11 protein-coding genes are annotated in these 12,826 nt (G+C 51.5%); all 11 read right to left on the minus strand.

Annotated features, from left to right (window positions below; translation table 11 throughout):
* Positions 1-3 precede the first annotated feature (3 nt).
* On the minus strand, positions 4-780 hold the full coding sequence (locus GPK83_RS08725) for an electron transfer flavoprotein subunit beta/FixA family protein (RefSeq protein WP_117469816.1): 777 nt from the start codon (positions 778-780) through the stop codon (positions 4-6).
* A 137-nt stretch (positions 781-917) separates the two neighbouring features.
* Complete coding sequence (locus GPK83_RS08730) at positions 918-2,054, minus strand: acyl-CoA dehydrogenase family protein (RefSeq protein ID WP_015554780.1); 1,137 nt, start codon at positions 2,052-2,054, stop codon at positions 918-920.
* Between the two features lie 209 nt (positions 2,055-2,263).
* Entirely contained in the window at positions 2,264-3,700 is a 1,437-nt protein-coding gene (locus tag GPK83_RS08735; protein ID WP_015554781.1) for an FAD-binding oxidoreductase, read from the minus strand.
* A 415-nt stretch (positions 3,701-4,115) separates the two neighbouring features.
* A complete protein-coding gene (locus GPK83_RS08740) occupies positions 4,116-4,784 on the minus strand; it encodes a GntR family transcriptional regulator (protein ID WP_015554782.1) in 669 nt (222 codons plus the stop codon).
* Between the two features lie 241 nt (positions 4,785-5,025).
* A complete protein-coding gene (gene thrH, locus GPK83_RS08745; protein ID WP_015554783.1) occupies positions 5,026-5,631 on the minus strand; it encodes a bifunctional phosphoserine phosphatase/homoserine phosphotransferase ThrH in 606 nt (201 codons plus the stop codon).
* A gap of 176 nt (positions 5,632-5,807) precedes the next feature.
* Positions 5,808-7,025: a hydantoinase/carbamoylase family amidase gene (locus GPK83_RS08750; RefSeq protein ID WP_015554784.1), complete on the minus strand. Its 1,218-nt coding sequence runs from the start codon at positions 7,023-7,025 to the stop codon at positions 5,808-5,810.
* A 268-nt stretch (positions 7,026-7,293) separates the two neighbouring features.
* The gene (locus GPK83_RS08755; RefSeq protein WP_117469818.1) at positions 7,294-8,466 is read right to left on the minus strand and encodes a PucR family transcriptional regulator ligand-binding domain-containing protein; all 1,173 of its coding nucleotides are present in this window, start codon (positions 8,464-8,466) and stop codon (positions 7,294-7,296) included.
* 506 nt (positions 8,467-8,972) lie between these two features.
* The gene (locus tag GPK83_RS08760; RefSeq protein WP_015554806.1) at positions 8,973-9,329 is read right to left on the minus strand and encodes a SpoVA/SpoVAEb family sporulation membrane protein; all 357 of its coding nucleotides are present in this window, start codon (positions 9,327-9,329) and stop codon (positions 8,973-8,975) included.
* Between the two features lie 127 nt (positions 9,330-9,456).
* Positions 9,457-10,515, minus strand: coding sequence for a stage V sporulation protein AD (locus GPK83_RS08765; protein ID WP_117469819.1), 1,059 nt, complete (start codon positions 10,513-10,515; stop codon positions 9,457-9,459).
* A gap of 289 nt (positions 10,516-10,804) precedes the next feature.
* Positions 10,805-12,211: an ATP-binding protein gene (locus GPK83_RS08770; RefSeq protein WP_117469820.1), complete on the minus strand. Its 1,407-nt coding sequence runs from the start codon at positions 12,209-12,211 to the stop codon at positions 10,805-10,807.
* A 90-nt stretch (positions 12,212-12,301) separates the two neighbouring features.
* A complete protein-coding gene (locus GPK83_RS08775) occupies positions 12,302-12,745 on the minus strand; it encodes a SpoVA/SpoVAEb family sporulation membrane protein (protein ID WP_015554808.1) in 444 nt (147 codons plus the stop codon).
* Positions 12,746-12,826: the final 81 nt, after the last annotated feature.

A 12,826-nucleotide genomic window follows, 5' to 3' on the forward strand; every position in this document is an offset into this window, starting at 1 on the left:
TCATCAGATTGCTTTTGCTTCGCTCATCATGGCGAGCGCCTGGCTTACCGCCTCCGCCGGATCTTCTGCCTTGATCTTCACACCTGCGGCTCTCTTTGCCGGTGCGTAGACCCTGAGGACCTCGACCTGTGCAGCTCCTGCCTCTTCTGCGGCGAGCTCCTCGATCGGTTTCTTTCTCGCTGCCATCTTGCTCTTGATCGTCGGATAGCGCGGGTCATACTCCGGCTTATTGACAGCCACAACGCACGGAAGCCCTGACTCGATCATGCAGTAACCTTCCTCCGTCTCCTGCTTTACTGTCACTTTTCCCTCTCCTGCTGTGATATCAACGGCATCTGCTGTTACCGGAGCGGAAAGCTCCTTCGCCAGGATCGTTCCCACCTGTCCGGAAGCGAAATCTGTGGTCTCTTTGCCGCAGAACACGATGTCAAATTTCTTTCCTGTCCTCTCCTCGATGGCTTCCTTCGCAGCCTTCAGTTCCTTTGCGATGATCTCCGGATCAGCGCTCTGGTAAGCGTCATTTGCCGCAAGGTACGCGTAGTCAGCGCCCACTGCCAGGCAGTTCTTTAAGGAGTTCTTAACGCTCTCATCGCCGATGGAAAGAACGGTCACCTCTCCTCCTGCCGCCTCTTTTAAGCGGACTGCCATCTCCAGCGCATATGTATCAAATGCGTTTACTACCGGTGTCACACCGTCAAGAGCCGGTGCCCCTGTCTTCGGATCCAGGGAGATCTCAACGGAATCGTCCGGAACCTGCTTTACACATACTAAAATTTCCATGTTTTCCTCCAAAATTCGTCCGGTTCCGGCAGAACCAGTTCTTCACGGATACTGCCGGACCGGTGTAATATCTCGAAATTTTGCGGCTTTCACAGCCGTTTCTCCGCCATTCATTTGCCTTTACGCGCAAATTGCTTTTACTTTCCTATCACGTTGTTTGCCACAACAATTCTCTGTACCTCATTGGTTCCCTCAAAGATCTGGAAGATCTTCGCATCTCTAAGAAGCTTCTCGACCGGGTACTCTCTGCTGTAGCCGTAACCGCCGAACATCTGGATCGCCTCAGAAGCAACCTCCATTGCGATATCGGACGCATAGCATTTCGCGATAGCGGATTCCTTCGTGTACGGAAGTCCCATATCCATCTTTGTTAAAGCATGGGCAACCATCTGACGGGCCGTCTCTGTCTTGATCTCCATGTCGGCTACCTTGAACTGTAATGCCTGGTTCTTGATGATCGGTTTGCCGAACTGGATCCTCTCCTTGCCGTATGCGACTGCCTCGTTGATGCCTCTCTGGGCGATACCTGTGGCAACGCAGCCCATCCATGCGCGGGCCTGGTCGAGAGTCTTCATGGCGATTCCGAAGCCCTTTCCTTCCTCTCCGATGAGGTTCGCTGCCGGGATCCTGCAGTCCTCGAATACAACGTCACAGGTATTGGAGGTACGGATACCCATCTTGTTTTCCTCATGTCCTGTGGAGAGACCCGGAGTTCCGGCATCTACCAGGAACATGGAGATTCCCTTTACCCCTTTGGATTTATCGGTCATGGCTGTCACGCAGTAGAAGGAAGCGACACCGCCGTTCGTGATGAAGCATTTTCTGCCGTTTAATACATACTCATCTCCGTCTTTCACCGCTGTGGTCTTGCCTGCGCTGGCATCGGAGCCTGCACCCGGCTCTGTCAGACAGAACGCACCGAAGCCTCCGTCGAGGATCAGATCGCAGACATGCTGCTTCTGCTCGTCGCTGCCCGCGATGAGGACCGGCTTCATGCCGAGGCCGCTGGCGGAGATCGTTGTGGCAAAGCCTGCGTCCGCGATCGCCATCTGCTCGATAAGGGCAGCTACATCCACACGGGAAAGGCCCGGGCCGCCGAACTCTTCCGGAACCTCGAGAGCCTGATAGCCCTGCTCGACCGCTTTATCATAAATTGCCTTCGGCCATTCGCCGGAAACATCGTATTCCTTGCACTGCTCTGCAACTTCTTTGTCACAGAAATTTTTAACGTCCTGCAGGAGATCCTGCGCCTCTTCAGAAATTAAGTATGCCATAATGAAATTCCTTTGCTGCTATGTCTTCTGCGGCCGCCCTGGAAAATATGCGGGCTTGCCGGACAGCAGCTTTCCTTTCTTTTTTATTTGCGCCGGCCGGTTCACGGGGGAAATTGCCGGCCGGCAGACAGTGTCAACAAATATATTGGTGTACGGCAGCCGTCTCACGGGGGAGAAAAGGGACTGCTGCCGGGGCTAAACAGAATACTTTACGCCTCTTCCTTCGGATCATAGCAGATCTTGCCCGGGTTTAAGATCATCTTCGGGTCGAAGGTCTCCTTGATGCCGCGCATCAGGCGCATGTTCACCGGACCTGCGAACTCTGCAAGATAGCCTTTCTTTCCAAAGCCGATTCCGTGCTCACCGGAGATCAGACCGCCCAGCTCTGCTGCCTTCCTATAGATGTCTGCCATGAACTCGGAAACCTGTTTCTTGAAGGTCTCCTCGTCCATATCGTTCGCGCATGTATAGATATGTAAGTTACCGTCACCCGCATGTCCGAAGCTCTTGACCTCGAAGTCATATTTCTCGGACGCTCCCTTGACGTATGTCAGGTATTTCGCGATCTGGTTGACCGGAACGACGACGTCGCACTCATCGAGGAGCTTTGTCTCCGCCTCGATGGCCTCAAGGAAGGAGCTTCTCGCTGCCCATGCGTCTTTCTTCTTCGCCGGGGTATCAGCAACGAGAACATCCACAGCGCCCGCGTCGAGAACAACCTCAGCCGCCTGCTCTGTGAGCTCCTCCAGCTGTTCCATGTTGTCGCCGTCGAATGTCACAAGAAGGTAAGCGCCGATGTCAACACCCTCGACCTGCTTCGGGAATACGCTCTTTCCAAGGTAGCGCTCGGAAGCGAGAACGATCTCTTTCTCCATGAATTCCAGTGCCTGCGGCTGGAAGTGGTTCATGAAGAATTTCGGAACCGTCGCAATACAGTCTTCCAGGTTCTCATACGGGATGATCAGGCTGATGGTCTCCTTCGGTGCCGGGATGAGCTTTAAGGTGAGCTCTGTGATGATACCTAAGGTCCCCTCGGAACCGATCATTAAGTTTAATAGGCTGTATCCGGTGCTTGTTTTGGAGACTGTAGCGCCCAGCTTAACGATCTCGCCGGTCGGAAGGACAACGGTCATGGCGCGCACATAATCTCTTGTGCATCCATATTTGACGGCGCGCATGCCGCCTGCGTTCGTGGAAACATTTCCGCCGAGAGTCGCAAACTTTTCACCCGGATCCGGCGGATATAAGAGACCCTGCTTCTGTGCGTCCTCAGCGAGGTCATTTAACAGAACGCCCGGCTCCAAGCGGACTACGAAGTTCTCGAGATCATAGTCCAGGATCTTGTTCATCTTGCTCATGTCGATCATGACACCGCCGTCTACTGCAACAGCCGCGCCTGTAAGACCGGTTCCTGCTCCCCTCGGGATCACCGGGATGGAATTCTCATAACAGACCTTTACGATGGCCGCGATATCCTCTGTGGTCGTCGCCTCGATCACGACCTCCGGCGCGCCCTTTCCGTAGATCGGCATCTCGTCGTGGAAATAGTCACTGTTGATCTCTTCGCCCGCGTATACTTTTCCCGGAACGATCGCTTTGAACTGCTCCAGGATCTCAGGCGTTACCTCATTATACTTCTTTGCCATGTTTGCTTTCTCCTATTCTCATATATTGCCGCCACCCATATGACACATGTGCGGTTTTGTGTGATGCAATTGATTCTCTTTTATATTGGTAGTACCAATTATGATATATTTTAAACACCATGCACATTTGTTTGTTTATTGCGCACAATATTGATTGTTTTCTCTTTATTGGTAGAACCAATTCGTTCTAAAAAATAACTGCTATCAATAAGCAGTGTATTTTTTCCAATACAAGGATATCGCTGTCCCGGAATTTTGTCAAGACTTTTTGTTTTTCTTTGCGCAAATTTCGCACAGATTGTCTGATTTTTGTCAGGCTTGTTAGAATTATATCATAGTCATGGTTCCCGCTCTTTTCCCTGACTCTCAAAGCACTGGCTTATCGAAATAATCAGTCGGAACTCTGTCATGATTTTTATAAGTACTGGTAAATATAGTGGAAATGAAGCTTCAGTCCCTCTCTCGCCTTCTCGATATTTCCCTCCGCGAAACCTTCTGCCAGTGTCCTGTGGGCGCGGCTTAAGAACTGCTCGCTGTGCATACCCTCGATGATCTTTCCACGCATCTTCGGGATATACTCGTCCATGATCTTGTTGAGGGCCTTATAGTTTGCCAGCATACAGAAGTTTCCGGATGCCTCGATGAGAAGGTAGTGGATCGCCTTATCCCAGCGGACACGCTCCTCCTCCGTCTCCGCCCGCTCCAGATTGTCGAGATAGGACATCATCTTCTGGCGCTGCTCCTCCGTCGCCTGTTTCACCCCTGTCTCAATGGCCCCCCACTCCAGGGTAGAACGGAATTCCGTGATCTTATTCACGTCGATCTTCTTTAAAATATACATGAACGACAACATCTCCGCCAGAATCTCGTCAAAATTTCCGGAGACATAGTTTCCCGCACCTTGCTGGCTCTCCAGAACTCCCATGTTTTCCAGGATCCGGAGTCCCTCTCTCGCGGAATTCCGGCTGATCTCCAGCTTCTGGGCAAGTTCCCGCTCCGGGAGAAGCTTCTCACCCGCCTGGATCTCCCCGCTTCCGATTCCATGTTTTACATATTCAATGACTTTCTCGTAGGATTTCTCCATTTTTGATTCAGCAGTCCTTTCTTTTAACCAGAACTCCTGTACTTTCTACCCTGTTAGACTGATACACCGTTCAAACAGATCTAGCATCTCTCAGCAGACCGTACATTCATTCAAATAGAAAAGCACAGCCGCTGCCCCTTGAAACAGAGCTGACGTTCCATCTCCGCATCCATAACAAACTGCAGTCCGGCTGTGTTCTTAAATGTCTTTTTTGTGCGGAATCTTTTCCATAAGATTCCTGCTATTCTTCCATTGCCTTTTTGATCGCCTCAAAGAGCTCATCATACGTCTCGAACGCTGTGATCTCCGGATGATCTTTCTTGATCTGCTCCGTGCTGCGGAACAGGAATCCCGCCTTGCTCGCCTCTATCATTCCGAGATCATTGTAGCTGTCCCCGCTGGCGATCGTCTCAAAGCCGATGGACTGAAGTGCCTTCACCGTCGTATACTTGGACTTCTCGATCCGCATCTTAAATCCCGTGATCTCCCCGTCCGGAGCGACCTCCAGGGAATTGCAGAAGATCGTCGGCCAGCCAAGCTTCTTCATCAGAGGCTTCGCAAACTGCGTAAACGTATCACTGATAATGATGACCTGACCAAGCTCACGAAGCTTATCCAGGAACTCCTTCGCACCCGGAAGCGGATCGATCTTCTCGATGGTCTCCTGGATCTCCTTCAGTCCCAGTCCATGTTCCTTCAGGATCCCGATTCTCCAACGCATCAGCTTATCATAATCCGGCTCGTCCCTTGTCGTCCTCTTAAGCTCCGGAATCCCGCTGGCCTCCGCAAACGCGATCCAGATCTCCGGCACTAAAACTCCCTCTAAGTCAAGGCATGTGATATACATAACGGTTTCCTCCTCATTCCCGTGCTTTATTGTCATAATGAAAATATTATAACATTATCAACCTGAAAAATCTATAAATGCTTTAATTGCCCATAAAAATATGCTGCCCGCTGAATTTCCCAGCCAGACAGCATATCATTAAATTTATAGTCTTTTCAAAAAGATATTCCTGCCGGTTATTTCGCCGTCTCTTCCTTCAAATACTCATACATCACCCGCGCCCCATCACAGATACTCGTAATCTCCGCATGCTCCGAAGGATTGTGAGACACACCGCCCCGGCACGGAATAAATACCATACCGGAATCACAAATCTCCGCAAAAGACATGGCATCATGCCCCGCACCGCTGGGCATTCTCCGGCTGGAGATTCCAAGCCGCTTCGCCGCCTGCTCCAGACCGTCTTCCACTGACTCACTCATACTGATCGGAGGAATGCTGTTGATTTTCTCCGCCACATACTCGACACCGCGCTTCTTGCAGCTCTCCCGCACCGCTGCCTTAAACGCCCGCTCCATACGGTCGAGACTATCCTGATCGATTCCGCGCATATCCACGCCGAGCTCCACCCGGCCCGGAATCACATTCAGGACATTCGGATGATTCTGCACAACGCCCACCGTCGCCACCGACTGGTACGCGGATTCCCACTTTCCGATCTTCTCCATCTCCAGAATGATCTCCGCGGCCGCACAGAGCGCGTCGCTTCTCATATCCATCGGCGTCGCACCAGAATGCTCTGCCATACCACGAAGATACACCCGATACCTCACCGGCCCCGCGATCGTCCCGACAATACCGACCTGCGTCTTACATTCCTCAAGCACCTTTCCCTGCTCAATATGTAACTCCAGATATCTCCGAAGTCCCGATATCTTCTTCGGATGAAGCGTCAACCCCCGGCGCTCAAAAATACTCTCCAAAGACTCCCCGTCCTTCGACATCAGATGTCCGATATCCTGCTTATAGACCTCATGTGTAATTAGTCCACTACCGATCGTACAGCACCCAAAATTACTGGACTCCTCACACCGGAACGCCCCGACCCGAAGCGGGATCCTGATTCCATCCTCCTTCGCCCAGCGCATCACCATAAGCCCAGCCATCACGCCAGCCACACCATCATACCGTCCACCCTCGATCACAGAATCCAGATGCGACCCGATCAGCGTATACCCGTCCTCGTCTGTATTCGTCACATAAGTATTCCCAACCTCGTCCGTAATCACAGAAGCCCCGAGCTCCCTTCCAAGCCCCTTAAAGACCTCATGCATCGTGTCCTCCGTTTCCGAATACCCCAGCCGCGTCACGCCGCCCTGCGACGTACTTCCGATATCATAAAAACTCTGAAATAACCTTTCACAATACTGAACATCCTCGATCCGACGCTCCATAACAAGTACCTCCTGAGTTCCCCTAAGTATTTTCCAATCTATCTCATCTTCATTGCATATTTACTTTATCTCTATTTCGCAACAAGAAATAATTCTGACAATACCATTATAATCCATAAGAACTCAGAATTATATGTTCTCCCAGCCAAACTGAAACGCGCCTTTTTGTACGTACGGACAAAAACAGTCTCCCTGGCATGCCAGTACACAGCGGGGGTGAGGCTTCGGGCACGGATGCGCCTGAAGCCTCACCCCCGCGTACCCCTCGTCACTCCTTCATCCGCCAAGCCAAAACTCCCATATACAACTTAAAACCATCCTCCGGCCTTTTAATATCCAACCCCGTAACCGCCTGAATCCTCCCCAGCCGATACTTCACCGTATTCCTATGCGTATGCAGCACCCCAGCCGTCTCATCCAGACTCCCCGAACACATAAAATACGTCCACAGAGTCTCTAAAAACTCCCGACTCTCCACCGGTGCCAAAATCCTCTCAAATACATCCCTTTTCCCCGCTGAAAAAAGATCCTGCAACACACAGTACATCTCAACCTTTTCATATACGCAGACACAATTCTCAGGCTGAAGCTTTCTCATGACCCTAATTGCCTTAAACGCATCACTGTATGTATCGCGAATCCCGGCGAGTCCAGTCCGGACCGGACCGACAGAACAGACAAACTTATCCGTTCCCGCATTCCACAGAGAACATATTCTCTCCTCTTCAAAAAAATCCACAAGCGTCTCCCGAAGCCTGCACTCATCCTCTCCCTCAGTCAGAATCAGATACCCCTTCTCCAACGGAACCATCACACACTCCCTGATCCCAGCAGTCTCTCTCATCCTCTCCAACAAAGTCCGCCCCAGAAACCTGATCCCCTTCCAATCCTGCTCATCCGGCACATACCGCTTTCTGAAATTGATCACCACCGCCGAAAACCAGTCATGCTCCACGTCCATCCCAAAAAGCCGTCCCCGTTCCTCCATCAGGATCTCATCACTGTAATTCTCGTAAAGAATATCCTTCACATACTTCTCCAGAATCTCCGAGTTTCCCTCCTCCTCAAAGATCAGATTCATCACATTCACAATAATATCAATATAAGCCAGCTCCCCCGGAATCTCCAAAACCGGCAGTCCCACCTCATCCGCCGCTCTCTTCACACTCTCCGCGACAGTCTTCACATACTGCCCCGTCTTCACCGCAATACAGCAGCACGTATCCGCCAGATCCCGGATCAAGGCACACTGATCTTCCTCACTCTTCCGCACCGAATAAAAACTCGTGATCAGAAAATCATTTCCCTTGAGCCACCTCTTGATCTCCGGGACCTCCATCACCGTCACATGCTCCACTTTCCTAAAAAGTCCCTCTTCCCCCGCCACCACGCGGACACCCCGCATAACCGAAAGCTTCAGGACATCACTTACCTTTGCCACAAAAGTCCTTATCTCCTTTACAAATCATTACACTTTTCCATTCAAGGAACAATTGTTAATTACGTTATCTCCTAAGCGGAAATCATAACTTACGTTATAGACCCTAATACACATAACTATTTTACCACATTCTACGATTATTCTCAATCTATCCTTGCCTTAATGCCACTCCACTCCACAAGCCCCGTCATACTGTCTATCTCGTTGCCTCTCGTCTTCCTGTTCCATCACCTTACAAATAATCGTATCAATCTGCACCGAATCAGCATGTTTTTTACACCCTTCAAATTTAATCATCCCTATTTTTCAAATAATGTTTTTACATATAAATTCTCACCATAACAATACCGTTTAAAAAATTCCAAATATTTTTTACTCTTCCACAAACTCCCGCGTCTTTTTGTCCCTCCGAGACAAAAACAGCCCACACAGGCATGCCAGTACACAGCGGGGGTGAGGCTTCGGGCACGGGCGCGCGCCCGAAGCCTCACCCCCGCGTACTCCTGTCACTCCTTCATCCCCGGCCTGAAGATAATCGCACCCAGATATCCAAACACCAACGCCCCACTGATCCCCACAGCACTGGCTGTAAATCCCCCTTTAAAGATTCCAAGCACTCCATCCTCCGCCATCGCCTTCACAACCCCTTTCCAAAGTGTATTTCCAAATCCAAGCAGCGGCACAGTCGCTCCTGCCCCGGCCCACTCGGCAAACGGCTCATACACTCCCAAAAATCCAAGGACACTCCCGCTGACCACTAACAGCACCATGATCCTCCCCGGCATCATCTTTGTCTTATCCATCAGGATCTGCACCAGCATGCAGATCAGACCACCCACAAGAAAAGCTCTGATATATTCCATAGCCATACTCACTCCACTTCTCATTCCTAAGATTTATATTTTCACACTCTGTATGATCCACGTCCGTCTTCCCTTAACATTTTTTTCCAACAGATTGTTCCTCCTTCGAAAATCCCCGGCTAAGTTCTTACAGAAAATCCGGCGTCTCCAGCACCACCCCATGCGCGATCCCCGGCACACTCTTCCCCTCATTAAAGCTCACCGTAGAAAGCAGAGCCCCCGTCGGCAGAAACAGCACCCTTTTCCACTCCCCATTCCTGATCTTCGGCAAAACAAACCCGCAAAGCACCGCCGCTGAACACCCGCATCCGCTTCCCCCGGCATGGGTATCCTGCTCCTCCGGCGAAAACATCTCGATCCCGCAGTCCATATACCGGCTCTCGATCCGGTATCCTGCCTTCATAAGATAATCCAGCAGAAGTCTCCGTCCCACTGTCCCCAGATCCCCGGTGATGATCTTATCATAATGTGTCTCGTCCACCCCGAGATCCCTGAAATTTTGCAGGATCGTATCAAGCGCCGCCATCGCCATCGCAGCCCCCATATTCATGGAGTCATGAAAATCCATATCCACGATCTTTCCCGTCGTCACCGCCGTGATCTTCGCAAGCGGCGCTTCCTTCCCCCGGCAATCCCCGGAGGACACGATCACCGCTCCGCACCCAGTCACCGTCCATGTAGCCGAATACGGCCTCTGATTCCCATATTCCAACGGAAAACGGAACTGCTTCTCCGCCGAAGCGAAATGGCTGGAAGCGCCTACAAGAACATGATCCGCAAATCCACCCTCCACGCACATGGCGCCCAGCCCCAGACCTTCCCCCATGGTGGAGCATGCTCCGTAAAGCCCGAACATTGGGATCTCCAGATTTATATTTCCAAAAGAAGTGGCGATGAGCTGTGCCAGAAGATCCCCCGCAAACGAATACCTGATTTCTTCCTTCGAAAGCCCGCTCTTCTCGATCACAAGACCTGCAGTCCTGCTCTGAAGCTCACTCTCCGCCTCCTCCCAGCTTTTCTTTCCCAGCATGGGATCCAGCTCCACCCGGTCAAAAAAAACGCCAAGAGGCCCGTCTCCTTCCTTCTTTCCCACCGTCGACGCAGCCGCCATGATCAGCGGCGGATTTTCAAACACCACACTGGCACGCCCGCGCTGCTTTCTTAACGTTCCTGTTTTCTCATCCATTTTTCTATCCACTCCCATCTTTATTTTGGTCTCAATTCACCTATCAGTTACATCCATACATATCGTACTTTTTGAACAAAAACGACTCCAATCGTACTAAATAAATATACCTTAACACTCCAGTACCCCGTGCAGTCATTCGCAACAGGCTTCATCCTCACATAGGTACACCAAAATAAGGTCTCCATGCAAATAGAATCCCCAAAATAAACAAAAAGATGCAGGAATCCGAAGTTCACCTCGAATTTCCGCATCTTTTCCCACGACACACATTCTATAAATTTTTCACTCACATCGCCTGAAGCAGCCCCAAAATCACCGAGTACACCGCCTCATTCTTTTTCACCACAAATGCCAGCTCCTCCTTTGCCTGGTTCAGCCGGTGAAACAGCCGCCTTACACTCCGGTTCCCAGACCGCAGATATCCCGTCTCATCATAAAAATATCTCTCATCCAGCAAAACGACCAGCCGCTCCACATCCTCGCTGCTCCCGGCATTCTCCTCAAAATACCGATATCCCAGCGCCAGATACCCTTTTAAAAGCTTCTCTGCTTCCTCCTCATCATTCCCGTACCCAGCCGAGACATGGGGATACATCCGTCTCCCCTTTCCTCTGGTCAGGCGCATCATATTCTGGATAAAAACAGACAGCTCTGCGTTCGTCCGGATCCGGTTCGTCATCCGGAATGTCTGCACACCCGGCACAGATTTCCACACCATCTCAGCGCTCTCCCCCAGCTCATCCGGCGAGATCACATCCTCGCAGTCCCCGGAAAAGATCACCGGCCGCCGGGTACTGATCCCAGCCAGCAGTTCCCTCGCCCCAGGCTCAAGAAGATGTGCCTCATCCACCAGAACCGCGGAACACTCTTCCAGACCGCACTCCGCCCCAATTTCGGAATCTGGCAGATACTCCACCCGCCGAAGTCTCTCATGAAGCCGCTTCCAGTCCTTCTTGCTCTCCCCGCAGTGGATCATGCAGACCCTCTGCTTCCCGGAAAGCTTCATAGCGATATCGTAGAGCAGCAGCGTCTTTCCCGTCCCCGGAAGTCCCGTAAACCAGTACGCCCCGGTCCGCTCCGCCCGGATTTTCTTTAAGATCTGGCGTTCAATATCCCGCTGCTGGGCAGTCAGGAAATATTCCTTGTTCAGGAATCGCTCCGGCTCTGTGAGAGGCGAGATCAGATACAGTTCCGCCTGAAACAGCTCCTCCACATCGCCCTCATAGTCCTTTCCGCCATCCCTCAGATCCGCGCAGAGCTGTTCCCAGTCCGCGTCCACGATCCGGTCGTGGTTCGTAAGGCGGACAAGCCGGTTCTGGCTGCTGATATATGTATAGGACCGGATCGTCTTTCCCTGCACCGCGAGATAATATCGGTTCTGTATCAACTGTTTCCGCAGTGCCTCATCGGAGACTGCTCCGCTCTTCAGCTCCACATTCACGATCTGGTCCTCCCTGATCTGCAGAAGGTCAAACTCCTTTCCCAGTCTCGGAATCTGAAACGAGTAAAAGAACCAAAGCGCATACACCTCGTCCATATGCGTCTCCAATTCCCTCACAAAGGCCTTCATGCTGTCAAGCTCCCACTCCCGCATCTTCAAAAAGTACCCGCGCCCCGACATCTGTCTCTCCAGCTTCTGGACGCAGGAAATATTCTGATTTCTTGTGAGCGTATAGATCGATACTGATTTCACGTTTTCCTCCGCTTATTCCATGCTGACGCTGTTCATATGCTCCACAGCCGCCGCATCTTCTCTCTCCATTATACGTTCCTGCCGGTTCGTTTACAAGTATCTCCAGAAATACTTCACCATCCCCAGCACCCAGCTCGCAAGGATCCCGTAGAGGATCACCGGTCCCGCGATCGTAAAGATCTTGCAGCCGATCCCGAAGACATGGCCCTCCGCCTTGTACTCGATTGCCGGGGACACCACGGAATTCGCAAATCCTGTGATGGGAACCAGGGCCCCGGCTCCACCGAATTTTACGATCTTCTGGTACACATGAAACCCCGTCAGGATCACGCTGAGGCCGATGAGACTCAATGTCGTCCACGCCGCCGCGCTCTCCTTCTCGATCCCGAAGGACATGTAGACGGATGTGAATACCTGTCCCAGCATGCAGATCAGTCCGCCAACGAGAAACGCCCGCCAGAGGTTCTTCCAGGTGTTGTGGACCGGTGTCACCTGCTTCACATATTTTCCGTACTCTTTCTTATCGATCTCCATAAATTCCTCCATGTATACTTTCAAATTGAACGTTCGTGAGACTTGGCGCGTGATTCTGGTCAGCGAAGCTGACAGATTCCT

It is taken from the genome of Clostridium sp. MCC328, from assembly GCF_018785465.1.
Classification (GTDB): Bacteria; Bacillota; Clostridia; order Lachnospirales; family Lachnospiraceae; genus Pilosibacter; species Pilosibacter fragilis.